The sequence below is a fragment of the Micromonospora sp. NPDC049903 genome (genome assembly GCF_044460945.1).
Classification (GTDB): domain Bacteria; phylum Actinomycetota; class Actinomycetes; order Mycobacteriales; family Micromonosporaceae; genus Micromonospora.
Genome location: NZ_JBITKL010000008.1, coordinates 73,899 through 99,427, shown reverse-complemented (window position 1 = coordinate 99,427; position 25,529 = coordinate 73,899). Strand labels below are relative to the sequence as shown.

Annotated in this window: 19 protein-coding genes and 1 riboswitch; of the genes, 8 read left to right on the top strand and 11 right to left on the bottom strand. The window is 71.3% G+C overall.

What is annotated here, in order from left to right; translation table 11 throughout:
- Positions 1 to 3 precede the first annotated feature (3 nt).
- Positions 4 to 1,572, bottom strand: coding sequence for a glycosyltransferase family 2 protein (locus ACIBO1_RS15470; protein WP_396746351.1), 1,569 nt, complete (start codon positions 1,570 to 1,572; stop codon positions 4 to 6).
- Positions 1,573 to 1,942: 370 nt separating this feature from the next.
- Between ACIBO1_RS15470 and ACIBO1_RS15465 the strand changes: the two genes are divergently transcribed.
- Positions 1,943 to 3,097, top strand: a complete 1,155-nt coding sequence (locus ACIBO1_RS15465) for a hypothetical protein (RefSeq protein ID WP_396746348.1) — start codon at positions 1,943 to 1,945, stop codon at positions 3,095 to 3,097.
- A gap of 21 nt (positions 3,098 to 3,118) precedes the next feature.
- Here ACIBO1_RS15465 and ACIBO1_RS15460 read toward each other — a convergent pair whose 3' ends face one another.
- Complete coding sequence (locus ACIBO1_RS15460; RefSeq protein WP_396746345.1) at positions 3,119 to 4,909, bottom strand: hypothetical protein; 1,791 nt, start codon at positions 4,907 to 4,909, stop codon at positions 3,119 to 3,121.
- Positions 4,910 to 5,340: 431 nt separating this feature from the next.
- Here ACIBO1_RS15460 and ACIBO1_RS15455 point away from each other — a divergent pair, with 431 nt between their 5' ends.
- Together ACIBO1_RS15455 and ACIBO1_RS15450 are read left to right on the top strand one after the other, a co-directional pair.
- Positions 5,341 to 6,711 carry a glycosyl transferase gene (locus tag ACIBO1_RS15455; RefSeq protein ID WP_396746342.1) on the top strand — a complete coding sequence of 457 codons (1,371 nt, stop codon included), beginning with the start codon at positions 5,341 to 5,343 and terminating at the stop codon, positions 6,709 to 6,711.
- Complete coding sequence (locus tag ACIBO1_RS15450) at positions 6,708 to 8,858, top strand: glycosyltransferase family 1 protein (RefSeq protein ID WP_396746339.1); 2,151 nt, start codon at positions 6,708 to 6,710, stop codon at positions 8,856 to 8,858. Before ACIBO1_RS15455 ends, ACIBO1_RS15450 begins: the two co-directional genes overlap by 4 nt.
- Before the next feature lie 152 nt (positions 8,859 to 9,010).
- Here the strand turns inward: ACIBO1_RS15450 and ACIBO1_RS15445 are convergent, their stop codons facing one another.
- From ACIBO1_RS15445 to ACIBO1_RS15430, 4 genes are all read right to left on the bottom strand, one after another.
- Positions 9,011 to 10,600, bottom strand: a complete 1,590-nt coding sequence (locus tag ACIBO1_RS15445; protein ID WP_396746336.1) for a glycosyltransferase family 4 protein — start codon at positions 10,598 to 10,600, stop codon at positions 9,011 to 9,013.
- A 31-nt stretch (positions 10,601 to 10,631) separates the two neighbouring features.
- Positions 10,632 to 11,666, bottom strand: coding sequence for a Gfo/Idh/MocA family protein (locus ACIBO1_RS15440; RefSeq protein WP_396746333.1), 1,035 nt, complete (start codon positions 11,664 to 11,666; stop codon positions 10,632 to 10,634).
- Entirely contained in the window at positions 11,663 to 12,772 is a 1,110-nt protein-coding gene (locus ACIBO1_RS15435; protein WP_117227538.1) for a DegT/DnrJ/EryC1/StrS aminotransferase family protein, read from the bottom strand. The genes ACIBO1_RS15440 and ACIBO1_RS15435 overlap by 4 nt, the downstream gene beginning before the upstream one ends.
- A gap of 140 nt (positions 12,773 to 12,912) precedes the next feature.
- Positions 12,913 to 13,539, bottom strand: a complete 627-nt coding sequence (locus tag ACIBO1_RS15430) for a TetR/AcrR family transcriptional regulator (protein WP_396746330.1) — start codon at positions 13,537 to 13,539, stop codon at positions 12,913 to 12,915.
- A 167-nt stretch (positions 13,540 to 13,706) separates the two neighbouring features.
- Between ACIBO1_RS15430 and ACIBO1_RS15425 the strand changes: the two genes are divergently transcribed.
- The 4 genes from ACIBO1_RS15425 (at position 13,707) to ACIBO1_RS15410 (ending at position 18,814) form a co-directional block, all read left to right on the top strand.
- The gene (locus ACIBO1_RS15425) at positions 13,707 to 14,606 is read left to right on the top strand and encodes an ABC transporter permease (protein WP_396746327.1); all 900 of its coding nucleotides are present in this window, start codon (positions 13,707 to 13,709) and stop codon (positions 14,604 to 14,606) included.
- A 10-nt stretch (positions 14,607 to 14,616) separates the two neighbouring features.
- Positions 14,617 to 15,417, top strand: a complete 801-nt coding sequence (locus ACIBO1_RS15420; RefSeq protein ID WP_117227541.1) for an ABC transporter ATP-binding protein — start codon at positions 14,617 to 14,619, stop codon at positions 15,415 to 15,417.
- A 163-nt stretch (positions 15,418 to 15,580) separates the two neighbouring features.
- Entirely contained in the window at positions 15,581 to 17,083 is a 1,503-nt protein-coding gene (locus ACIBO1_RS15415) for a D-ribitol-5-phosphate cytidylyltransferase (RefSeq protein WP_396746324.1), read from the top strand.
- A gap of 33 nt (positions 17,084 to 17,116) precedes the next feature.
- Positions 17,117 to 18,814 carry a CDP-glycerol glycerophosphotransferase family protein gene (locus tag ACIBO1_RS15410; protein ID WP_396746321.1) on the top strand — a complete coding sequence of 566 codons (1,698 nt, stop codon included), beginning with the start codon at positions 17,117 to 17,119 and terminating at the stop codon, positions 18,812 to 18,814.
- 6 nt (positions 18,815 to 18,820) lie between these two features.
- On the opposite strand, the gene ACIBO1_RS15405 is transcribed toward ACIBO1_RS15410, so the two are convergent.
- The 5 genes from ACIBO1_RS15405 to ACIBO1_RS15385 form a co-directional block, all read right to left on the bottom strand.
- Complete coding sequence (locus ACIBO1_RS15405; protein ID WP_396746318.1) at positions 18,821 to 19,555, bottom strand: alpha/beta fold hydrolase; 735 nt, start codon at positions 19,553 to 19,555, stop codon at positions 18,821 to 18,823.
- Between the two features lie 79 nt (positions 19,556 to 19,634).
- The gene (locus tag ACIBO1_RS15400) at positions 19,635 to 20,498 is read right to left on the bottom strand and encodes a C39 family peptidase (protein WP_396746316.1); all 864 of its coding nucleotides are present in this window, start codon (positions 20,496 to 20,498) and stop codon (positions 19,635 to 19,637) included.
- A gap of 223 nt (positions 20,499 to 20,721) precedes the next feature.
- Positions 20,722 to 20,863, bottom strand: a riboswitch (cyclic di-AMP (ydaO/yuaA leader).
- Between the two features lie 308 nt (positions 20,864 to 21,171).
- Complete coding sequence (locus ACIBO1_RS15395) at positions 21,172 to 21,936, bottom strand: hypothetical protein (protein WP_396746313.1); 765 nt, start codon at positions 21,934 to 21,936, stop codon at positions 21,172 to 21,174.
- Between the two features lie 177 nt (positions 21,937 to 22,113).
- Positions 22,114 to 22,518 (bottom strand): hypothetical protein, encoded by a 405-nt coding sequence (locus ACIBO1_RS15390; protein ID WP_396746310.1) that lies wholly within the window; start codon positions 22,516 to 22,518, stop codon positions 22,114 to 22,116.
- Positions 22,519 to 22,642: 124 nt separating this feature from the next.
- Positions 22,643 to 23,926: an acyltransferase family protein gene (locus ACIBO1_RS15385; RefSeq protein WP_396746307.1), complete on the bottom strand. Its 1,284-nt coding sequence runs from the start codon at positions 23,924 to 23,926 to the stop codon at positions 22,643 to 22,645.
- A gap of 206 nt (positions 23,927 to 24,132) precedes the next feature.
- Between ACIBO1_RS15385 and ACIBO1_RS15380 the strand changes: the two genes are divergently transcribed.
- Positions 24,133 to 25,464: a polysaccharide pyruvyl transferase family protein gene (locus ACIBO1_RS15380; RefSeq protein ID WP_396746304.1), complete on the top strand. Its 1,332-nt coding sequence runs from the start codon at positions 24,133 to 24,135 to the stop codon at positions 25,462 to 25,464.
- Positions 25,465 to 25,529 lie beyond the last annotated feature (65 nt).

Genomic DNA, 25,529 nt, shown 5'->3' with positions numbered 1-25,529 from the left:
GAACTACTTTCCTCTCGACGACCACTTGGTGGTCAAACGGGCGACTATCCGGCGCGACGTGACAGACGTGATCATCAGGATCACCCGGTGCTTGCGATCCGTGTGCGGCGTGACCAGGTACAGACGGAACCCGCGCCGGGCCGCCCGACGTGGCGCGGCAGGGCGTCCCTCTGCCCGCAGCGCGGTCGTGGCCGCCCCACCCAGCACGCTGAGCTTGGCCTCGACCTTGCGCGGCTCCGCGCCCGCAACCCCGATGCCGAGCAGCTGGTGCAGCGGCCATTGCGCCCGTACGACGGTACCCGGCCCACCCGGACGCAGCGTGACGGCGGCCGCCAGCCCGCCGAGGCTCACCTGGACCGCCTGCGGCGGGAACCCCGCCAACTGCGCCCAGGGGCTGTGCGCCGTGAGCACGAGCGTCTGCGCGCCGGTCTCGTCGCGTTCCCATGCCAACTCGGTCGCGGTGACCTTGATCGCCTGCTTGGCGGCCCGCTCGGTGACGTCGTACCACTCGTCAGGAAAGCCCAGCTCCGGGTCGCGGAAACCGAAGTAGTGGGCGTAGCCGCGGTCGCCGACGACGGTCACCTCGGGCAGCGCGCCGTCCTTCTGCTGGCGGATCAGCTGGAGCAGCCGCTCCAGGTCCCCGTGCCCGGCGGCCAGCAGGCGCAACCGGACGGCGGGAGCGAGTCGCTCGCGGATGCCGTCGGTGAGGTAATTCTCGACGAGCCGGCGGATCCGCTGGTGGGCCTGCTCCTGTCGAGCCGGTTCGAGGTCGAGGAAGTCGGCCTGGAGCAGCTTGGCCACCTCCCAGCTGAAGTTCCGCAGGAGGATCGCGTCACGCCGGGGCCCGGGCTCGATCAGCCCGGCGACGAACTCGACCAACTCCTCGGCGCAGCGCAGTCGCTCCTCGAACCGACTGGCGTAGGTGATGTTCTGCGCGTTGTCCCGTTTGACCGCGTAGTAGTAGACGTAGTCGGCGAGGACCGAGATCCGCCCGGCGCGTACGCAGGCCTCCAGCGTGAAGGGCTGGTCGCTGCCCATCCGCATGTCCTCGCGGAACCGCAGGCCGTGCCGCTCGATCAGGTCCCGCCGGAACAGCTTGGTGTTCGACAGCGACCAGGGCAGCTCGCTGTCGAAGAGGTCGACCTGCTCCGAGGTGCTGGCATAGATGGCCTGGTGGACGTAGCGGTTGTTGGTGCCGACCATCCGGCCGAGCACCACGTCCGAACCCCACCGGTCGGCGGCGTCCACCAGCCGCTCCAACGCCTCCGGCCCCAGGTGGTCGTCGGAGCCGATGAAGAAGACGTACCGCCCCTGGGCGACCTCCAGCGCGCGGTTGCTCGGTGCCGCCGGACCGCCCGAGTTCGGCTGGTGCAACACCGTGACCGTGCCCGGGTACCGCTTGGCGTAGCGGTCGAGCTCCTCACCGCTGCCGTCGGTCGAGCCGTCGTCGACCGCGACCACCTCGAGCCGGTCCAGGCCGATGCTCTGCCCGACGAGCGAGTCCAGGCACTCGGTGAGGTACGGCATGGTGTTGTAGACCGCGACGACGACGGTCACGTCGGGCGCGGTCATCCGGCCAACTCCGCCGAGGTCAGAGCCGTGTCCGTGAGCAGCCCAGCCGGCCCCGGCAGTAGCCGGGAACCACTGTCGACGCGTCTCCGGAAGTCCACCGCTGCGGTCGTGCCGTCAGATCCCATCCCCGCCCGTTTCCGTCGTAACCGGTGCCGCCGTCCGCGGGACCCGAGCGAGTCTACGACAAGGATTCAGGTCGGAAAGGCCGCCGCCGTCGGCCGTCCGCGACGCGCGAGTGTCGATTGCTAACCTCCATGCTGTTCGACGGCCGGTGGGCGTCCCGGGTCGGTGGCGCGCCAGTCTGGCCGCACCGCGGGCTGCTGCCGCATCATGCCGAGTCGGCACGCACGGGACAGCCGGGGTGAATGTGGTGGACGACCAGGGAGTACCGCCGGGAGATGGCGGGCCGAGCCGGCCCGGGAGGCTTCGGCGACTGCGTGCCGCCGCCCGCTACGCCATGCCGGGTCTCGCCGCCTATGCGGTGATCCGGATGGTCGGCGTGGTGGTCGTCCACTTCTGGGGCGGCAACGTCGGCGTCCCCCTTGACGAGTCCCTGATGAAATCGGACGGGCACTGGTACCTCGCACTCGCTCAGCACGGGTATGACGGGTACGAGAAGACGCAGAGCAACATGGCCTTCTTCCCCCTCTACCCCGGGCTCACCGCCGCCCTGGACCGGATGTCCCCGCTCAGTACCGAAGTCGCGGCGCTGATCGTGGCCTGGTTGGCCGGCCTGGCCGCCGCCTGGGGGCTGTTCGCGATCGGCGCGCACCTGCACGACCGGCGCACCGGCGTGCTGCTCGCCGCACTCTGGGCCGCCCTGCCGCACGCCATCGTCCAGTCGATGGCGTACAGCGAGACCCTGTTCACCGCCCTTGCCGCCTGGACGCTCTATGCGCTGCTACGCGGCCACTGGCTCACCGCCGGCGTGGTCTGCCTCTTCGCCGGCCTGACCCGGCCGACCGCCTCCTCGTTGATCCCGGTGGTGGGGCTGGCCGCGCTGGTGGCGATCGTCCGACGCCGGGACGGCTGGCGTCCCTGGGCCGCCGCACTGCTCGCCCCTGCCGGCTGGCTGGGCTACCTGGCCTGGGTGGGCAGTGAGGTCGGACGACCGGACGGCTGGTTCCACATCCAGTCCGCCGGCTGGGGCAGCACCTTCGACCTCGGTGCCGACACGGTGCGCCGCAGCCGAGAGGTGCTGGCGAACCCGACCGCGGCGCAACTGTTCGTGGTGAGCGTGGTGCTCCTGCTGGCGCTGATGTTCTTCGTGCTGAGCGTGATCGACCGGCAGCCCTGGCAGTTGCTGCTCTACAGCGGGCTCCTGCTGGTCACCACGTTGGGCGCGGCCGGCTACTACCACTCCAAAGCCCGCTTCCTGCTGCCGGCCTTCCCGCTGCTGCTGCCCGCCGCCGTGGCGTTGGCCCGCGCCGGGTGGGCGCGGGCCGTCACCGTGCTGCTGGCGATGACCGCGTTCGCCACCTATTTCGGCGGCTACCTACTGCTGATCTGGAAGCGGTCACCCTGACCGGATGACCGGGGCGGACGGTCACCCGGTCAACGGGCGGACGTCCCACAGCCAGACGTCATCCACCCGCTGTCCCGGACCGTAGAGGCTGTCGAGCACGGTCTTCAGCGCGTCGTGCCGTCGGGCGCCCCGGTCGGGCAGCACCACCGCGTCGGCCTTCCAGTGGCGGACGTCGGCCCGCGCCTGGTCGATGTCGGCCGGGCCGACCGTGGTGTCCCGCTTTCCTTCGGACACCGCAGTGATCAGTTTCGCCGTCGGCTGCGGCTCGACCCCCCAGCGACCGGTGGCGTCGGTCGCCGAGACCGGTCCGAGGAAGTAGCCCTCCGGCACCGCGAATCCGGCCAGTGCGGCGGAACCCCAGTAGACCGACGTCATCCGGGTGACCGGCACGGGCACCAGGGTGCGGCCGGGCGCCACGTGATCACGCCAGGCGCCGCTGGTCACGAAGTCCGGCACCGGGGCACGACCCCGCGCCGGCAGCGGCGTCGGCATGATGGGCACGAGCGCGACGGCCACGGCCACGGCACCGGCACCGAGGGCCAGTCGGTTGACCGGTCGGCCCTGGCGGGACACGAAACGGTCGACGGCGACCGCCAGGAGCACCCCGAGCGCCACGGTCGTGATCAGGGCGAACCGGGCCACCACCACGGAGTCGAAGACCGGCAGGTGCTGCACGAGCGCGAACGGGGCCGGGACATCGGTACGGCGGGTACCGACCGTCCAGGTGGTGCCGATCGAGAACAGGGCCGTCACCAGGCCGACGATGCCGAGTACCTGCACGACGGCCTCACGGCGCAGCCAGCAGAGCACACCGAGGACGAGCAGCAGCAGGGGCCAGCCGTAGAAACTCGCCTGCTCGGTGGTGTTCGGCGCCCAGCCCACCGCGCTCGTCGGACCGCCGGCGACCGACTCAGTGGCGTACCGGACGAACGAGCCGAGCTTCAGGGCGTACATGTCCGGTGTGCCGGGATGACCGGTCCGGTGCTGTGGGCCGGCGAAGTACATCCACAGCGGGTAGGCGGCCGCGACCGCCACCAGCCCGGCGGTGATCGCCAGGCCCAGCAGCAGTGCCCGCCCGCGCCGCACCGCGTCCTGCGGCCGGACGGCGAGGTAGGCCAGGGCCAGCATCAGACAGCCCAGTGCGGTGAGGAAGAGGATCTCCAGGCTGACGAAGAACTGCGCGATCACCAGCGCGCCCAACACCAGGCCGTCGCGGACCACCTGCCCGCCCCGGGACAGTGCGACCACCCGCCAGACGATGAACGGCACCAGCCACTGGGCCGTCATGTGCGGGTGGCCGTTGCTGTGCGAGACCAGCGCCGGGGCGAACGCGCAGAACAGACCACCCAGGAAGGCCGCCGCCCGGGAGTCCACCATGTGCCGGGAGAGCACGTGGTACCAGGCGTAACCGGTGCCGGCCAGGTTCAGGGTGATGAACAGCAGGTACGCGACCGGCGCACCGAACAACAGGGTCACCGGACTGAGTAGCAGTCCGGGCAGTTGCAACCCGACATTGGCCACCAGGTTGACGCCGTCCGGAGCGTTCTGCAGCGTGGTGAAGAACGGATTCTCCAGGTTGCTGACCGCGTGGGCCGCGTACGCCAACATCCACTCGTTGAAACCCTGGTCGTCGGGGCGGCTGCCGAGCAGACGACCGTACGGGTCGAGCCACCCGCGGGCGGTGACCCAGCCGGCGCCGGCCAGAAAGACCAGGGCGACACACACGTCGACCGGCCAGCGTCGGGCGACCCCACGAGCGGTGCCGGACGCCGGGTCGGCGTCCGGCACCGGGCGGGGCGCGTCCTCCGTCACCTCGGCACTCCCGGTGGGGGCGGGCGCGCGGTGGCGAGTGTCGGGAGTGGTCATGGTGGGCGATACCTCTCACGGATACCGGGGCGGCCTTCGGGGGATCGGCCGGCGGCCAGGACGGCTGACGCTCGGGCCGGCGTTATTGTAGGGTCAGCACCTGACCGCGGGCCGTGCACGGCCGTCGCGGAGCAGGCACCGCGTCAGGCCGACCGACGAGGTACGGCGTACCGCTGATGAAAGGTCCCGCCCGGCATGGTCCCGCTCCGCAGATGTCCTGCGGCTGCCGCCCCTCGACCGGGTAGCGAAGAGGGGCCGTTCCGGTGCCAGCGCCGGATCTTCACACACCCCCAGGATCGGAATCGATGAACAAGTGGCGAACCCTCTGGGACTCGTGGAAAACCCCCCGGACACGCCAGCCCGGTTCCCGGCCACACATGATCTACCTCGCGATCGGTTTTCCTCCGGCGGCCAAGAGTTCCACCTACCGGATGCGGGCGACCGCCAACCAGTTCGCCGCCGAGGGCTGGGACGTGACCGTGGTCACCATCATGGACGAGGCGTGGGAGCTCGACTACGGGCTCGACCACTCCCTCACCGAGGGCGTCGATCCCCGTATCCGGGTGGTGAAGCTGCCGCTGTTCCGGGAGGACCTGGAAACGGACGTCCGGTCGTACACCGAGCAGCGTGCCCTGGCCCACCGCGACTACCTGGCGCAGTTGCGCGAACAGCACCTCAAGGTCTTCCCCGAGCCGGTGTTCGGTGGCTGGCGTCCCGCGCTGGAGAAGGCGCTGCTCCAGATCCACCGGGAGCGGCCGGCGGAGTTGCTGGTGACCACCTGCGTGCCGTACGTCAACCTGGCCGCCACGTGGAAGCTCTGGAAGGCCCACCGGGTCCCCTACGTGGTGGACTTCCGGGACGGCTGGTCCGTCGACGTGATCAACGGCGGGGAGGCGTTCACCAAGGAGTCGGTCTCCGGTCGGTGGGAGACCAAGCTGCTCACCGACGCCGTGGCCATCTGGAACGTCAACGAGCCGATCTCCCGGTGGTACCGGGAGCGGTATCCGGATCTGGCCCACAAGATGCGGATCGTGCGCAACGGCTACGACGCGGTGAGCATCCCGGTCGAGTCGCTTCCCGCCCCGGCCGACCGGCCGCTGACCTTCGGCTACCTCGGTGCGCTGAATCTGCCGGTGCCACTGCTGGAGGCGGTACTCGAGGGGTGGCGGACGGCACGCGCGACAGACCCGGCGCTGGCCGACGCCCGTTTCGAGGTACGCGGGCACATCGGCTCCGGGTGGGCCCGGGGCGACAACTACCATGCCGAGCTACTCAAGGCGGCCGCCGCTGACGGAGTGCTGGTCGGCGGCTCGGTACCCAAGGCCGAAGTGATCGACCTGTACTCCCGGTGGGACGCCGTGGTGCTGATGGTGACCGGCGGCCGGTACATGACGTCCGGCAAGGTCTACGAATACATGGCCACCGGGCTTCCGGTGGTCTCCGCCCACGAGCCGGTGCACGACGCCTCCACGCTGCTGTCCACGTACCCCCTCTGGACCGGGGCGGTCGGCCTCGATCCGGTCGAGCTGACCGAGGCGTTCCGGCGGGCCGCCGCGATGGCGCGAAACGCCGACGCGGCCGAGCGCGAGAAGGCTCGGGCCGAGGCACGGCAGTACGCCCGTGAGGAGCAGCTCATCCCTGCCGTCCGGGAGGTCACCGAGTTGGTGTTGGGCACCGCCGGGCCGGCCGGCACCGCGCCCGGTCTCCCCGCCGGAGCGCACGTTCTCGCCAAAGAAGGTGAGTCATGATCGAGGTACTGGTAGTGCTGGGAGCCGTACCCGGCCGGGTGGCGGTGCTGACCGACGCGGTGGAGCAGCTCCAGGCCCTGGGCGCCATCGTGCGATTCGCCACCACCTTCGATCCGGTGGAGAAGATCCCGGCGGTCGCCGAGCTGGCCGAGGTGCACCAGCTGCCCACGGTCGAGGAACTGGGGCGACGTTTCGGTCGGGCCTACAAGCGGACCGCACCGGCCCGTCGCCCGTGGCTGCGGGCCCAGCGCGACCCGTGGGTCCGTCGGCACGCGAAGCGTGCCGACGTGCTGGTCGCCCTGGACGCGAAGGCCCTGCACACGGTCTGGCAACTGGCCCAGCGGCACCGACGGGCCGATGCGGTCCACGGCATCACCCCGACGCTGCAGGCGGTGCGGAAGCGGTTGGCCGACCCCGCGAAGTACCGCCGGCCGCGCCTGAGCACCGTCGGTCCCTCCCCGGTGCTCCTGACCAGTGCCACCCGCAATCAGACCGTCGAGCTCGCCAAGCGGGTGTTCCAGGTGAGCACCGGTAAGCGGGCCATGAAGCTCGCCCCGGTGCGCTGGCTCTGGCACCAGGCGGTCACCGCCCCCGGCATACCGGAGCGCCTACGCGGAGTGGCCGCGCAGCGGGTCAACCGGAGCATGCGCCGGGCCGGTCACCGGAGCAGCGCCAACCAGTTGGCGCTGGCCGCCCAGCGTCGGTTGCGCAGCGCCGCGACGAGGAGCCAGCTACTAGCTCCGATGGTCGAGGCGGAACTCGACCGGGGCGGGTTGCCCGAACACCTGATGACGGTGGTCGAGGGGCAGTTCCAAGCGGCGGACGCCCTCCTCAAGAAGCGGAAGCCGAGCCAGGCCGCAGAGCACGTGGTGCGCGCCTTCAGCCTGATGTTCCACCGGAACGTGCACTTCGACGGGCTCACCTCGCCGTTGGCTGCGGACCCGGACGGCTTCCTCGCCCCGCTGCACGACAGCGAGGCCGGTAAGGCGCTGGCGACACCGCGCGGCCGCCGGACGCCGGCCGAGTTCCCGCCGGCCGACCGCCCGCACCGGATGCTCTTCTTCACCGGGATCAACGACAATTTCGTCGGTCCGATCCTCTCCCGCTACGAGGCGACGCCCGGGGTGGAGGTCCGCCGACTGAACCTGGTGGAGGAGTCGATCCGTCCGGTCCTCAGCAACGGGCGGATGCATCTGCTGCAGCACCGGCTCGCCGGCACACGGACGCACGTCGAGCAGGTCCAGCAGGCGTGGGGTGCCCAGGTCGAGTGGGCGGACACCGTCTTCGTCGACTGGTGCAACCTGCCCGCCGCCATGCTCACGATGATCGACCCGGGTTCGGCCCGGGTGATCGTCCGGTTGCACAGCTTCGAAGCGTTCACCTGGTGGCCGCACCTGACCGACTGGTCACGGGTGGACGACCTCATCTTCGTCTCCGAGCACCTGCGTGACCTGGCCCTGGCGGCGGTGCCCCAACTGCGCGCGCCGCACGGGCCACGGACCCACGTCATCGCCAATGCCATGGACCTTCACCGGTACGTACTGCCGAAGCAGTCGGCGGAGAGCCGCTTCACGCTCGGCCTGGTCGGGCTCAGCGCAGTCGCCAAGGATCCGCTCTGGGCGTTGGAGGTGCTGCGCGAGCTGCGTCGCCGCGACGAACGGTACCGCCTGAAGCTCGTCGGTGACGAGCTGCGGACCGCGCTCGGCCCGGCGGTGCGGACGTACGCGGCGACGCTCGCGGCCGAACTGGCCGAACTGGAGCCGTCCGGTGCCGTCGTACGGACCGGACGGACCGAGGACGTGCCGGGTGCCCTGACCGACGTCGGGGTCATTCTCAGCACGTCGGTGCGGGAGAGCTTCCACTGTGGCCTGGTCGAGGGCGCGGCCAGCGGTGCCGTCCCGGTCGTGCGGGACTGGCCGTTCTTCGCCGGTCGAGCGCACAGCGCCCGCACCCTGTTCCCCAACGACTGGGTGGTGTCCACTCCCCAGGAGGCGGCGGAGCGGATCCTGGACGTCACCGCGTCCGAAGAGACCTGGCGCGAGGCGGGCCGGGCGGCGGCTTCACACGTGTTGAACACCTGGGACTGGTCGGTCACCCACAAGGACTTCGACCGGTTGATGCTGGAGCCGCCGACGGGTACCGGCTGAACCGACCGGCGCACCACGCGAGGGCCGTCCCGACAACGCGGAACGGTCCTCGCGGCGTTCTTCCGGCCGCGGTCGCGGCGTCGACGCGGTAGCGAAAACCGGCCCGGCCGGCCCGCCTGAGGCGGGCCGGCCGGGCCGTCGACGGTGCTGCTTCAGTGCCCCGCGGGGGTCAGCTCCCGGTCGTCCGCCACCTGTGGCGCCCTGGCCGGCACGCCCAGCACCGAGCTGTAGACCTCGTCGAGCAACTGTGCCTGGGACTCCCAGGTCCAGCCCTCCAGCAGGCCCGGCTCGTCGTACGCGGCCCGGTAGCGGCCCGGGTCCGCGAGCACGGCGCGGACCGCGCGAACGTAGTCGGCCAGGTTCTCGGCCTCGAACACCTCGCCCTGGCCGGTGGCGCGGGCGGTCTGTGCCATCGTCCGGACGTCGCTGACCACGATCGGCAGCCGGGCGTGTGAGTACTCCAGGAACTTGGTGATCAACGCCAGCTCATGGTTGACCTTGTGGTGAATCGGGATGACCCCGATGTCCGCAGCCGAGAGGAACGGCACCACCTGCCAGTGCTGGACGTACGGCAGCAGGTGCACGCGGTCGGCGACGCCGAGCTCGACAGCCCGCTCGTGCAGCTCCTCGGAGAACCGGTTGCTCCCGTTCGGATTGACGGTCACGAACGCGACGTGGACCTCGGGCAGATGTGGCAGCGCCTCCACCATGATCTGGCAGCCCCGGCTCGGGTTCACCGCGCCGGAGTAGACCAGCAGTGGCGTCCGCTCGTCCACCCCGCACCGGGCCCGCAGGTCCGGCACCTCACCGTCGGCGTCGACCGCTGGCGCCATCGGCGCGTTCAACACCACGGCCGGCCGCGCCGGCAGGTCGTGGGTCTTCTGCAACAACTCGGCGAGGGTGTCGGAGACGGTCACCACCGCGTCCGGATAGGCGGCGTACTCGGCGGTGTAGGCGATCTGCGCCGGCAGCCAGCGCGGGTTCTCCGCCCGGCCGGTGATGCCGCTGACGAACTCGTGCGCGTCCCAGACCAGCTTGGTCCTGCGACCCGCCGCCCGGGCCCGCAGCATGGCCCGCGAACCGACCCCGAGCATGCGGAAGTCATTGGCATGGATGATGTCGGGCTTGAGGGCGTCGATCTCCTTGCGGAACGCCAGTTCGAAGTCCCACAGTCCCGGGTCCAGACGACGCCAGCTGCGGCTGCCCCGGAGCATCTGCCAACCACGGATGGGCAGGCGGTTTAACAGCGCCTGCGGATCCGCCTGCGCTTGGCGCATCCGGCGGGTCTCCGCGCTGCGCAACCGCACCCAGCGGCTCATCAGCGAGGCCATCGCACGGGACGGCAACTGCACCGCGCTACCCACGGTGGCAGGAACCACGCCGCCGAGTGCCTTCGCCCGGACCCGACGCTCATAGAGGTCGGCCTGCCAGGCCTGCACCTTCTGGGTCCGGTACGCCGCCTTGGTCGGCGACGCGTACGACAGCGGCCGCCACAGCGACCGGGTGTTCTCCCGGGGCTGGCGGTTCAGCGGCTTCGGCACCCGCAACAGCCGCACCTCGGCGTCGCCGATCCGCCAGTTGTCCGATGCGGAGTGGGTGTTGCGAATGCCGAGGAGAAAGACCTCCCAGCCCGCGTCGGCCGCCGAGCGGGCGGCCTTCTGCACCCGGGAGTCGCCGTGCACACCGTTGTCGACGAGCATGACCACCCGACCCCGGTAACGCTTCGTGCTCTTGGAACCCATCGTGCCGATTCTCCCCTGGATCCGGTCTCAGCTAGCGGGTGGTGGCAAGCTCGGTGTCGTGGTTCGGTGCCACCGTGACGACCTTGCCCGCGTCGGCCGCCTCCAACAGCCCTGCGGCGACCTGCACCGTCCGCAGGCCCTGCCGAAGGGTGACGATGTCGCTCTGCTTGCCCTCCACGGCGTCCCGGAAGCGCTCGTGTTCGACCAGCAGGGGTTCCCGCTTCGGAGCGGCGTAACGGATCATGTCGCCCTCCGCGACGCCGCGGAAGGCCCGCAACGCCTCCCACTCGGTGCCGATGGCGCCGTTGGCATAGAAGGTGAGGTCGGCCGTGAGGGTGTCGGCGACGAAGCAGCCCCGTTCGCCGGTGATCACAGTGGACCGTTCCTTGAGCGGGCTGAGCCAGTTCACCAGGTGATTGACCATCGTGCCGTCGGTGAGCGTACCGATGACCGCCACCATGTCCTCGTGCAGCCGGCCGCTGCGGGAGACCGTCCGGGCCGACACCGAGACGTACTCCTGGCCGGTCACCCAGCTGGTCAGGTCGATGTCGTGGGTGGCCAGGTCCATCACCACGCCGACGTCGGCGATCCGGTGCGGGAAGGGGCCCTGCCGCCGGGTCACCACCTGGTAGACCTCGCCCAGCTCGCCCGCTTCCAGGCGGGTCCGCAGGTTCTGCAGGGCGGGGTTGTACCGCTCGATGTGACCGACGCCGGCCACCAGTCCGCGGCTCTCGAACGCCTCCACGATCCGGGTCGCCGCCTCGACGGACTGCGCGAGCGGCTTCTCGATCAACGCGGACACACCGTGCGCGGCGAGTTCGAGCCCGATCTGCTCGTGCAGCGCGGTCGGGCAGGCGACCACGGCGTAGTCGATGTCGCGGGCCAGCAGCTCGCCCAGGTCGGGCAGCACCGGCGCCCGGAGCTGCCCGCTCGGGTCACCGACGGGGTCGACGATGCCGACCAGATCGACGCCGTCCAGACCGGAGAGCACCCGGGCGTGATTGCGCCCCATCGCGCCCAGACCGATCAGACCGGCCCGCAGCTTGTCGCTCTGCCGCTTGCTCACTGGGCACCGCCGGCGAGGTTGGCGGCGTCCGCGATCCGCTCGAGGTCGCTCTGCTCCAGCGTGGGGTGCACCGGCAGCGAGATGACCTCGGCCGCGGCCCGGTCGGTCTCCGGCAGTTCCCACGGGCCGGGCCGGCCGTCCGCACCCAGGTACGGCTTGAGCCGGTGGATCGGGGTCGGGTAGTAGACGGCGTTGCCGATGCCCTGCTCGGTCAGGCGCTCCTGGGCGGCGTCCCGATCGCCTCGGACGCGGACGGTGTACTGGTGGTACACGTGCCGGGCGGCGTCCGCCACCGGCGGGGTGATCATGTTGGTGATCTTCGAGTCGAGGTACTTCGCGTTCGCCTGGCGCTGTGCGGTCCACTCGGCCAACTGCGTCAACTGCACCCGGCCGATCGCCGCTGCCACGTCGGTCATCCGCATGTTGGCGCCGACGATCTCGTTGGCGTACCGCTGCTCCATGCCCTGGTTGCGCAGCAGCCGCAGGGTGCGGGCGAACCCGGCGTCCGCGGTGCTGATCATGCCTCCCTCCAGGGAGTGCATGTTCTTCGTGGGATAGAAGCTGAAGCAACCGGCGATGCCGAACGCACCGACCGGCGTGCCGTGCAGGCCGGCACCGTGGGCCTGGGCCGCGTCCTCGACGACGGCCAGACCGTGCCGCTCGGCCACCGCCATGATCTTGTCCATCGCGGCCGGGTGGCCGTACAGGTGCACCGGCATGACGGCGACGGTCCGCGGGGTGACCGCGGCGGCGACCGCATCCGGGTCGAGGCAGAAGCTGTCCCGCTCGATGTCGGCGAAGACCACCTCGGCACCGACCAGCCGGACCGCGTTGGCGCTGGCGGCGAAGGAGAAGGACGGCACGATCACCTCGTCGCCCGGGCCGACGCCGAGCGCCAGCAGGGTCAACTGGAGGGCCGAGGTACCGGAGTTGACGGCGACACAGTGCCGACCGGCGACCACCTCGCCGAACTCCTGCTCGAAGGCCGCTACCTCGGGCCCCTGCACCACCATGCCGCTGCGCAGCACCCTGACCGCCGCCTCGATCTCGGCCTCGCCGATGATCGGCCGGGCTGGCGGTATGAAGTCCGGACGCTGGCCAGTCATGAAGGTCCTCCCGTGTCACAAGACTTGTTCGCGAGTTCGGGGTGCGATACTAGTCCGTTTGGAGCGGGAGTCGGGAATGGCACTCACGTGGCGTCCGGTCCGCGTTCACGCTTCATTCAGCGGACGGATGTCCGCGCAGCTCACGGCACCTCCTCCCGCGGGCTCGCGCAGACGACGCGCAGTGCGGCCACGGCCGCCTCCGCCATCCGGGCCAACTCGGAGGGCTCCAGCGGCACCCGGGCGATGGCCAGCCGCCAGTAGACCGGCCCGACGATCAGGTCGGCCGCCGCGCGCGGATCCGCACCGGGGGGCAACTCCCCCCGCTCGATCGCCCGTCCGATGACGATCTCGCCGATGCGGTCCTGGTAGTCGTTCAGGGTGCTCTGCAACGTGCCGGCGATCTGCGGGTTGCGCGCCGCCTCGGCGAGCAGATCGGGGATGATCTGTGTCGCCATCGGGTGACCCAACGCACCGGTCACGACCAGCAGCAGCAAGCGCACGTCCCCGTCGAGGGTGCCGGTGTCCAGCATCGGCAGCTTCCGGCTGGCGACGGCCGAGACCACGTCCAGCACGAGGTCGAGCTTCGAGTTCCACCGGCGATAGATCGCGGTCTTGCTGACCCCCGCCCGCCGGGCCACCGCCTCGATCGAGAGCCGGCCGTAGCCGACCGCCGCCAGTTCGTGCATCAGGGCCCGCCGGATGGCCGCGGTGATCTCTCCACGGAGCACCGCGGCACCGGCCGGCGCGCGCCTCTTCTCGGTCGTCACCTGGGACTCTTCTCCACTGTCACGAACAACAATGTAGCGCAACGACGGTACGGTTGCGTCCCGACGTCTTTCGGACTACTGTCCACGCAGCGGCGAGGCGGCGCTCCACGCTAGATTCCATCGTCGCGAACGTATCCGCCGCACGACAGATCGGAGCGCCCATCCCCATGGCCAACACCACGCTGGCCGACCCCGACTCCGGCCTCACTCCCGCGCAGGTGGCCGCCCGCCACGGCCTGCGCGTGGCCGGAGAGCGGCCCTCACTCCGCCGCTACAGCGGTGAGCTGTGGCGTTACCGGCACTTCGTCGCCGCGTACGCCAACGCCAAGTTGACCGCCTCGTTCAGCAACGCCCGACTCGGGCAGCTCTGGCAGGTGCTCACTCCGCTGAGCAACGCGGCGGTCTACTACCTGATCTTCGGCGTGGTGCTGGAGCAGAACCGGGACATCCCGAACTTCATCGCCTACCTCACCACCGGTCTGTTCATCTTCAACTTCACCCAGACCACGGTGCAGCAGGGCACCCAGGCGATCAGCGGCAACCTCGGCCTGATCCGGGCCCTGCACTTCCCCCGGGCCTGCCTGCCGCTGGCGATCACCGCCACCCAGTTCCAGCAGCTCCTGGGCTCGCTGTTGGTGCTGGTCGGCATCGTGGTGGTCACCGGCGAGCCGATCACCCTGATGTGGCTGATGCTGGTGCCGGCGGTGCTGCTCCAGACGGTCTTCAACGCCGGGCTGACCATGGCGATGGCCCGGCTGGGCGCCAAGGCCAGCGACCTCAAGCAGGTCATGCCGTTCGTGCTGCGGGCCTGGATGTACGGCTCCGGGGTGCTCTACAGCGTCGAGCTCTTCTCCAACAACCTGCCCGGCTGGGCCGTCGGGATCGTGCAGTTCAACCCGATGCTGGTCTATATCGAGTTGGCCCGGACCGCCCTGCTGGAGCAGGCCCCGTTGCTCAACGACTCCCTGCTGCTGACCTGGCTGATCGCGGCCGGCTGGGCGGTCGTGATGGGCATCGGCGGCTACTTGTTCTTCTGGCGCGGCGAACAGGAGTACGGTCGTGGTTGATCACCTGGCGATGTCCAACGACGTGACGGTCACCCTGCCCCGGATCCAGGAACGCATCCCGACCGTGGTGGTGGACGACGCGCACATCGTCTATCGGGTACACAAGGGCGCCGCCGGCAACACCAGCCCGGTGGCCGCGTTCAAGCGGATGGTGAGCCGCACCTCGGCGCCGAACGTGCGCGAGGTGCACGCGGTGCGCGGGGTCACCTTCACCGCGTACCGGGGTGAGGCGGTCGGGCTGATCGGCACCAACGGCTCCGGCAAGTCCACCCTGCTGCGGGCCATCGCCGGCCTGCTGCCGGTGGAGCGTGGCGCGATCTACACCCAGGGGCAGCCGTCGCTGCTCGGGGTGAACGCGGCGCTGCTCAACGACCTGCCCGGCGAGCGCAACGTCACGCTCGGCTGCCTGGCCATGGGCATGCACCCGGCCGAGGTGCAACGCAAGGTCCCCGAGATCATCGAGTTCTCCGGGATCAACCAGCGAGGCGACTTCGCCTCCCTGCCGATGCGGACGTACTCCTCCGGCATGTCGGCCCGGCTGCGCTTCTCCATCGCGGCGGCCAAGCAGCACGACGTGCTGCTGATCGACGAGGCGCTGGCCACCGGCGACAAGGCGTTTCGCAAGCGCAGCGAGAAGCGGGTACGCGAGCTGCGGGAGAGCGCCGGCACGGTGTTCCTGGTCAGCCACCAGCTCTCCTCGGTCCGGGACACCTGCGAACGGACAATCTGGCTGGAATCGGGCCTGATTCGGATGGACGGACCGACCGCCGAGGTATTGAAGGCGTACGAGGCGTTCACCAACGGCAAGTAGAGTCCAGGCGAACGTCCGGCGTCTCGACGACGTCGCGCGGACCGCGTCGGCCCGTTGGGGTGGCGCGGTCCGCGCGTTAAGGTTCATCCCGTCGCCAGCGGCGGCGACACCCCCCACGTTGACACTCCCCGCGAGCCATGTACCCCGAGAGCGAGGACCCGCGATGACGCAGGACCTGACCACCGACCCGGGCAGCCAGCCGGACGACCCGGCACCGTGGCGACCCTCGCGGACGGTGGCCGTGGTGCTGGCCGGCGGCACCGGCACGCGACTGGGCCTCGGCATCCCCAAGCAGCTCCTCAAGATCGCCGGTAAGCCGATCATCGAGCACACCCTGGCCGTCTTCGAGGCCGCGCCGGAGATCGACGAAATCATCGTGCTGATGGCCACCGGTCACGTCGACGAGGCGCAGCGGATCGTCGACAAGGCCGGCTTCCGCAAGGTCACCAAGGTGATCGAGGGCGGCGACACCCGCAACGCCACCACCCGGATCGCGCTGGACGCCGTCGGCGAGGCGGACTGCAACATCCTCTTCCACGACGCGGTACGGCCCCTGCTCAGCGGCCGGATCGTCCGGGAGTGCGTGAACGCCCTCTGGACGTACGCGGCGGTCGACGTGGCCATCCCGTCGGCCGACACGATCATCCAGGTCGACGAGGACGAGTGCATCACCGACATCCCGGTCCGCGCCACGCTGCGCCGGGGCCAGACGCCGCAGGCGTTCCGGTCGAGCACCATCCGGGAGGCGTACCGGCAGGCCGAGGGTGACCCGAACTTCGCCGCCACCGACGACTGCGGCGTGGTCCTGCGTTACCTGCCCCAGGTGCCCATCAAGGTGATCGACGGCTCGGACGAGAACATCAAGGTCACCCACCCGGTCGACGTGCACCTGGCCGACAAGCTGTTCCAGCTCGCCGCCGCCAAGGTGCCCCGGCTGACCGACCACCGGGCGTACAGCGAAGAGGTCACCGGCCGCACGATCGTCATCTTCGGCGGCAGCTACGGCATCGGCCACGACCTGACCGAGCTGGCCCGCCGCCACGGCGCCCAGGTCTTCCCGTTCAGCCGCTCCAGCACCGGCACGCACGTGGAGCGGCCGGAGGACGTCGAAGCCGCGCTGCGGACCGCCTTCGAGGCCACCGGACGGATCGACCACGTCGTGGTCACCGCCGGGATCCTGGAGAAGGGCGCGCTGGCCGAGATGGACCAGGAGACCATCGACCGGGTGCTCCAGGTCAACTTCGTCGGCCCGGTGACCGTCGCCCGCCAGTCCCTGCCCTACCTCCAGCAGACCAAGGGCCAGCTCCTGCTCTACACCTCCAGCTCCTACACCCGGGGACGGGCCGACTACGCGCTCTACTCGGCCACCAAGGCGGCGCTGGTCAACCTGACCCAGGCGCTCTCCGACGAGTGGGCCGAGTTCGGCGTACGGGTCAACATCATCAACCCGGAGCGGACGGCCACCCCGATGCGGACCAAGGCGTTCGGCGCGGAGCCCGAGCACACCCTGCTCGCCGCCGAGACCGTCGCCCAGGCCTCGCTGGACGTGCTGATCTCGGAACTCACCGGCCAGGTGATCGACGTACGCCGGCCGCCCGGCGAGACGCCGGCTCCCGCCCCGGTACCCACCCAGGCCGACGCCAGCAGCGGCACCCGCGTCGGCTGACCCGCCGACGCCGAGCACGAAGGCAGCGCCGAGATGCGTGGTGACCTGGTCACGAAGTTGGCCGCCCGGGGCCTGAGCACCGGCGGTGCGGTCCTGGCGTTCCTGGTGCTCGCGCTCACCGGCGCGACCACCTGGGGACTCGGGCTGGCGGTGGCCGCGCTCGCCGCCACGGTCTGGGAGCGCCGGGTGCGACCCGGCGCCGACAGCGTCGCGGAGACCGCCCTGCTCGCCGCCGGGATCCTGGTCGGCTACGCCCGACAGCTCGACGGCGGCTTCGACCCGATCCTGGTGGTCACCGCCCTGGTGCTGCTCGGGCTGGTGCTGGTCACCGGGCCGCTGCGGACCGCCGGCAACCTGGAGATCCGCGCCGCCAACCTGCCGGTACGCACCTGGGTGCCGCAGGTCGCCGCCCGGGGAGACGACGCGGTGGCGGGGCTGCTCGCCGCGCTGGCCGTGGCCGCCCTGGCCGGCCTGCCCGCCGTGGTCGCCCTGCTGCTCTGCCTGCCGGTCGGCGCCGCCGCCGGGGCGGTCACCCTCGACCTGGCCCGCCGCCGGTTCCGGCCGGCGGCCGGCGGGTCGGCGGTCACCCGGGCACTGCGCCGGCACCAGCCGGAGTTCGTGCTCCACTTCTCCGCCCCGCCCGGGTCGGAGTACCAGGTCACCATGTGGCTGCCGTACCTGGAACGGATCGGTCGGCCGTTCGTGGTGATGCTGCGGGAGCCGGAGTTCCTGCCCGCCATCGCGGCGGCCACCACCGCCCCGGTGGTCTACTGCCCCACCCTGCGCACCATGGACGAGGTGCTGGTGCCGAGCCTGCGGGTGGCGTTCTACGTCAACCACGGCGCGAAGAACAGCCACTGCATCCGGTTCACCCAGCTCACCCACGTCCAACTGCACCACGGCGACAGCGACAAGGCGCCCAGCGCCAACCCGGTGTCGGCGATCTTCGACCGGATCTTCGTGGCCGGCGAGGCGGCCATCGACCGGTACGCCCGCGCCGGGGTGGAGATCCCGGCGGAGAAGTTCGTGGTGGTGGGCCGCCCGCAGGTCGAGGCGATCGAGGTACGCCACCAGCCGACGCGGGGGCTGACGAACCCCACCGTCCTCTACACCCCCACCTGGACCGGCCACCACGCCGACGCCGACTACTGCTCGCTGCCGATGGCAGAGACGCTGCTGCGGCGGCTGCTCGACCGGGGCGCCACGGTGATCCTGCGCGCCCACCCGTACACCAACCAGCATCCGGCCTCGGCCCGACGCCTGGCCCGGCTGCACGAACTGCTCGCCGCCGACCGCTCCCGCACCGGCCGTCAGCACGTGTTCGGCGCCGCCGCCGGGCGGCTCACCCTGGCCGAGTCGGTGAACCGGGCGGACGCCCTGGTCTCCGACGTCTCCGGGGTGGTCTCCGACTGGCTGTACTCGGGCAAGCCCTACGTGGTCACCGACACCGGTGTCGACGGTGACCGGTTCGTCGAGCGGTTCCCCCTCGCCGCCACCGGCTACGTGCTGCGCCGGGACATGTCCGACCTGGACGACGTGCTGACCCGGCTGCTCGACACCGATCCGCTCGCCGAGGCGCGCTGGGCGACCCGTCGGCGCTACCTGGGCGACTTCCCGGCCGAGTCGTACGCCGAGGCGTTCCTGGGCGCCGCCCGGCGGGAGCTGGACCCGACCTGGACCGCCCCGGCACCCCGGGCCACGACCGACGCCGCGCTGCCCAGCGCCACCTGAGCGGTCTCAGCGCCAGGGGTCGAGCAGGGCCAGCACCGCCGCCGGGTCCTCGACGTGGGCGTGGTGACCGAGACCGGGCAACGTGACCACGGGTACGCCGTACGCCCGGAGCTGGTCGTCGGTGACCATCGTGTCGTGTTCGCCTCGGGCCAGCAGGACCGGCACGTCGATCGTCGCCAGCAGCGCGGCCAGGTCGGGTTCGCCGACGGCGAAGGCGGCCGGGTCCATGGCCAGCCGCCACCGCCCGTCCACCTGCCGCAGCCCGGCGTCCACCGCCGGTTGCTCCGGGCCGAGCAACCCGGTCAGGCCGGCCACCCGCAGGTACCGCCGGGCCGCCTCCTCGCGGGTGCCGAACCAGGTGACCGGCCGGGCGGCCAGGTCGGCGGCGCGGGCCAGCTCCGCCGGGGACCAGACCGCCTTGATGCCGAGGCCCACCACCGCGTCGACCGCCACGCCCCGGTCGGCGGCGGCCAGCGCCAGGCCGACCACCCCGCCGAGCGAGTGTCCGAGTACGACGATCCGGTCACCGGGGGCGAGACTCCCCGCGACCCGGTCGGCGAGAGCGGTGAACGAGTACTCCGGCAGCGGCGGCGCGGCGCCGTGACCGGCCAGATCCGGGGCCGACCACCGGCCCGGCCACCGCTCCTGCAACAGCGGCGCCCAGGGCAGCCACACGTCGCCGGTGCCACCCATCCCGTGCAGCAGCACCAGCACCGCCCGGTCGCCCGACTCCTCGCTCATGCGCGAAGTCTGCCACTTGGAGGGAAGGAAGGGTCCCCTGCTATGCACGAGGCGTTAGCAGGGGACCCTTCCTTACATCTCAGGAGGAGTAGCCGCGGGTGGCGGCCCAGTGGGCGAGATCGATGGTGGTCATCCAGTACGAGTAGTACGAGGCGTCGGCCGAGTCGGCGATCTTGACCAGTCGACCGTCGTCCTCGTAGCCCACCACGGCGACGTAGTGACCACCGGGGAAGGAGTGCCAGCCGCCGCCGGTGTCGGTGGCGCTGCCGGCCACGTTCACCACGACACCGCGCCCGTCGGTGATCGCCTCGACCACGTCGGCCTGGAGCTGGTCCATCTGCGCCGGGCTGGCCGAGCCGCCCGGCAACATCGTGGTCGAGTACGGCTCGCCCTTGACCGTGGCGTTGAGCACCCGGGTGGTGTCCTGGGCCGAGTTGGTGCCGGCGTACGTGGTGCCGAGCTGGACGGCCAGGGTGTCCTGGTCACGGTCGACACCGGCGGCGCTGAGCGCGTTGCGTACCGCGGCCGGGCCGCAGTAGTAGCCGGTGGTCTGCGCCTGGAAGTCGTAGTCCAGGACCTTCCGCGCCGGCGCCTTCGGGGCGGCCTTCGCACTGGTGGCCACCGGCGAGGGAGCCGCCGAGGTGGCCTTCGGCGAGGGCGACGGCGACGGCGCGGCGCTGCTCGGGGCCGCGCTGCCCGGCGGGGTCGACGGGGTCGGCTCCACCCGGGCCTCGGCGCGGGAGACCGCGGTGTCGCCGCGCAACTCGGCGACGGCGGTCGTGGTGTGCGCGGTGGCCGGGGTGTCCTCGGTGCCGACGAGTACGGCACCGGCACCGGTGGCCAGCGCCAGCGCGGCGGCCGAGGCGGCGACGACCTGGTAGGGGCGTTCGGTGGCCAGCCGGCGTAGCTGGCGCGTGACGGTCTGCTTCACGGAGTCCTCCACGGGGCTCAGGGAGGCACGGCGAACCGCTCCGGCGGTCAGCTCGACAGGACCTGTCGAGGACCACCCGAGTACGGGGACGGCCGTGCGAGGGGCGACGCCCGGATACCGGGCGGGGCGGTGGTCGCAGTCAGCTCGTGGCCGACGGCCCGACGAGCGCGGGCACCGCGGTGCCGTGGAGGTGCGGGAACTCAAGGGGTACGACGAGGGGATGCACGAGAGGAAAAGCTCCTTCCGACACCGCCGACCGGGTTAGCTGACGGGTTCGGGCGGGAAGACGGCCCTACCGTGAGCCGAGGCTCGCGGATTCACCCCAGTGGTGCGGTGGGTCCCCGGTTCGTGAGACCACGATTAGGCGGGTCGATGCGGCGTCGCCTCCTGCGATCGGGTACCGCATCGGACGGGCCGACACTACTGGCCGGCCATTGCCCTGCCAACCCGCTCTGACCTGCGTAAACATGATCCAGGTCGATGATTTTCGGGCGTTCGGTCAGCGACGTCGCGCAACGGGACCGACGGCGATCGACGCAACAGGCGGTGACAGGTGGACCACCCGCAGACAATGTCTCCGGGCATCGCGTCACGTCTCGGGCGGATCCCGCCCCGGCGTCCGTTCCGGCGATGGATGTGACCGGGCTCACCCAATCCGGCCGGACTATCCGGTCGCCGAGCCGGGTCACCCCACGCGCGCCGGGCGCCACCGCAGGACCGCTGCGGCCGGACGTGCGACGGCGGTGACGGCGGGCGCCGGGAGCAGGTTCGGCCGCACGCGCTGCGCGGCGGCGTACGCCTCGGCGGAGAGCACCCGGGCCGCGTCGGTGGCCAGCTCGGCCTCCCTCCAGGCGGCCCGTTCCCGCTCGGCGGCGGCCCGGTATGCGGCCCGGTGGTTGTCGCGGACGATCCGGGCCAGGACCACCTCCTGTTCGGCCGGGTGCAGTCGGGGATCCCAGCCGGCCCGACGCGCCAGCACGTCGGTGAGCTGCCGCGCCGACAGGTCACCGCGCCAGTGCGCCTGCATCGCCGCATGGTGCAGCCAGCGCTCCCGGGCGGCGTACTCGCTGGCGGTGCGCGGGGTGCGGGGAGCCGGCAGTGCGGTGGCCCCGGCGAGCCGCCGGGCCCGGCTCTCCGCCTCGTCGAATCCGGCCCAGGCCCGGTCGAGAGCGGTCTGAGCGGTACGCCACGCCTCCTGCCGCCGGGCGGCGTTCTGCGCGGCCCCGGCGGCGGCCACGGCCACCTCACCGGCGTAGCGGCGCAGATCGGCCGCCTCGGCCTCGGCGGGGTCGTCGGCCGGGCCGGTGGTCTCGTCGGCGCCGGACGAGTCCGGTTCGGGCCGGGCGACCAGGGCGGTGAGCATGCCCAGCGCGAGCAGGAGCAGCACCGACCAGATAGCGGCGGCTCGGGGCACCTCGATCAGGAACTGGTAGAGGACGGTCTTCTCCATGGCGGTACCTCGTGGGCAGTGGTGCGCTGACAGCGGACCGCGCCGGCATCCGGTCGTCCGGTGGCGGCGCCACGGGACCGGGCGGGCGGTGACGGGGTGCATCGCGGGCAGAGGTCCCGGGCGTTGCGGGACGGGCTGCGGCGGAGTCCGGTCGGCGGGCCGCAGCGAGGCGTCAGGTCAGGCGCCGGGTGGGGCGCGGGCACCGTGAGCGGCCGGTGCGACCGTCGTCGGGACGGATGTCGCCGGACCCGCGACCGCCGTCGCGGCGGGCCGCTGCGCCTCCGGGCGCGCCTCCGGCAGCAGTCCGGGTACGCCCACCGGGTCGACACGGTCGACGACCCCGGTGGCGGCCACTGCGACCAGCGTGCCGGAGGACGTGGGTTGCCAGCCTGCGTGGGGCGACTGCGCGAGCAGGACGGACGACGCGACCCGGTCGACGGCGGGGTGCCCGGCGGGGCCGCTCTGGGCGGGCATCGCCCAGGCGCCGAGGGTGAACGCGGCGGCGACCGCGAACCCGGTCAGCAGCCGCGTCGCCCAGCGCGCCAGCCACCACAGGGGACGGGCGGACGCGACGGGAAGCACATCGTCACGCTACCGCCACCACCGTCGAATCGCATCGGCGACGGGCGTGTCGCGTCGGCGACGCGCCGCCGATGACACACGAAACAGCAGGTCGGACGGCCGAGGAGGACGATCCACCATGGACTCAGCGGTGCGGGTCGCGCCGACCGGCGGTGCTCGGCTCGTCACCCGCCACCCGCTGCCTCGGCAGCCCGGCGGGCGACCCGGTACGTGGCTGCACGGGCGAGCCCGCAGGCGGCTCCGCGCCCGCTTCTGCGGGCGGCTGGGTGGGCGGCCCGGCGGCCCCGGCGGCGGGTGGCGGGGCGGAAGCGGCGCGGCTCGGGGCGAGTCGCCGCATCATCGGTTGCTCCACGTAGCGGTGCAGCAACGCGGCCAGCGCCAGGGTGAGCAGCAGGAACCCGATCACCGCCGGCACTCCCCACCAGCCGGGCAGGCCGGTGCCCCAGTCTCCGGTGAGCCGCAGGATCGTCATGATCGCGAAGACGTGCACCAGGTAGAAGGCGAACGAGACCTCGCCCAGCCAGACCATCAGCCGGGAGCGCAGCGGCGACCGGCGGCCGTGCACGTCGGCGTCCGCCGCCGCCGCGATCACCAGGACGTACGCCACCGACAGCAGGGCCGCCCAGAGCTCGGCCCGGATCCACTGCGAGGCCGCCACCCAGGTCGCGACGAAGATCACGGTGGCCAGCGGCAGCCGGGGCCCGCGCCAGCGACCGCGCAGCATCAGCTCGGCGGCGGCCACGCCCATCCAGAACTCCAGCGACCGCACCAGCGGGAAGATCTGGGCGAACCACCACCGGCTCTGCTCCGGCACCAGCAACTGACCGGGCCAGAGCGCCAGGATCAGCAGCGGCATGGCGATCACCACGGCCCACAGCATCCACGGCCTGGCCCGGCGGACCAGCGGCAACGCCAGCGGCAGGCAGAGATAGAAGAACAGCTCGCAGGAGAGCGACCAGCTCACGTTGTTGACGCTGTAGAAGTAGCCCGGTCGCGGGTCCCACGCCTGGAGCAGGAACAGGTTCTCCAGCGCGGCCACCGGGTTGATCGGGTCGGCGAACCAGAGCGCCGCGAGCATGGCCAGCGCCCACATCACCAGGTGGTTCGGATAGATCTTGGCGAGCCGGCGACGCCAGAACCGGCGGCGGGAGTCACCGACCCGGGCCGACCAGACCAGCACGAAGCCGCTGAGGATGAAGAAGAACTGCACGCCGGACAGGCCCAAGGTGAAGATCTCGCCGACCACCGCCTGGTGACCGGGCTCGGCGATGATGCGCATGGTGCCGGCGTGGAAACCGAAGACCAGCAGCGCGGCGATCCAGCGCAGTCCGGTCAACGAGGGCAATCGACTGGCGTCACCGCGTCGGGTGGTGGAGGGCGGCCTATCGACGACGGTGGTGCTGGTCATTCCGGGCACCATACCGGTGCGGGCACTCCCCCTCGAACCGGGCGGGGAGGCCGGCGCAATGGGGCGGATGTGGCTCAGGTGTCAACCGGTCCCCCGGTGGCCTACTATTCCCGGGACTTGGATGAGCACCCACCCCGCCATCCGGCCCGGTGGTGCGCTGGGCATGCCGAGGCGGGGGGCGGCACCGACGAGAGGCAGAGTCAGCGATGCACCAGCGGATCCTGATGCGGGCCCGGAAGGGTCCCTTCGACGTCAACTCGCCCGAGGAGACGTTCGAGCGGAACCTTATCGGTGAGAACGCCGGCAACCTGGTCTTCAGTCACGCCGCGAACAAGCTGCTGGCCACCCGTGCGGCCACCATCACGCCCAACGGCTTCACGGTCAACATGCGCGACAGTGACCGGATCAACGAGGAGTACGACGTCTTCGTGGTCCCGCTGGCGAACGCGTTCCGGCGCAGCTACGCCCACCGGCTCGACGCGATGAGCCGGCTGATCGAGCGGCTCAAGATCCCGGTCGTGGTGCTCGGGGTCGGTGTGCAGACGAACGTCGACGGTGACCGGGAGTACCTGCGGCCGATCGACGATCAGGTCAGCCGCTTCTGCCGGGCCGTCCTCGACCGCTCACCGAGCATCGGCGTCCGGGGTGAGATCACCGCCGACTACCTGCGGACGATCGGCTTCTCCAACGTCGACGTGATCGGTTGCCCGTCGATGTTCCTGCACGGCGACACCCTGCCGGTGGACAAGCGCAAGACGTTCATCGGGCCGTACGACCGGATCGCGTTGACCGTCTCGCCGTACGTCAAGTCGATGGCGCAGATCATCAAGACGCACCACCAGCGCTACGAGAACCTGCGCTACATCCCGCAGGACCTCAAGACGCTGGGCACCCTGCTCTTCGGCGACTCCCCCGAGGACCGTGGCAAGAGCAGCGAGATCCCGATCCACACCACGCACCCGCTGTTCACCGAGGACAAGGTGCGGATGTTCGTGGACCCGTGGACCTGGATCGACTACCTCTCCGGGTTCGACTTCAACTTCGGCACCCGCATCCACGGCACCATCGTCTCGCTGCTCGCCGGTACGCCGGGCTTCCTCTTCGCGCACGACTCGCGCACCCTGGAACTGGCCCGCTACTTCGAGATCCCGCACCGCGTGATGCGTGACGTGCCGGCCGACGTGGACGCGGCCCAGCTCTACGACGAGGCCGACTACTCGGGCATGGTCAACGGCCACAAGCAGCGGTACGAGACGATGATCCAGTTCCTGAACAAGCACGACCTGGGCAACTCCTTCAACGACGCCGACAGCGCGGCGGCGTTCGACGCCACCCGGCAGGCGACCGCCTTCCCGCCGGCCGTCCGCCCGGCGTTGGCCACCTCGCCCGAGGTGCTGGTCAAGCGCATCGAGTGGCTGCGCGACCAGGAGGCCGCACTCCGCGAGCAGGCACCGCCGAAGACGGCTCGGCCGGAGCGGATCCGCACCCGGATCAAGAAGGCGGTCCCCGGCTCGGTGCGCCGCATGCTCAACCGTTAACCCGGCACAGCCCGGCTGTTCAAGCACTTCACCACCGACGGCCACGTCAGGTTCCAGGACCGTCC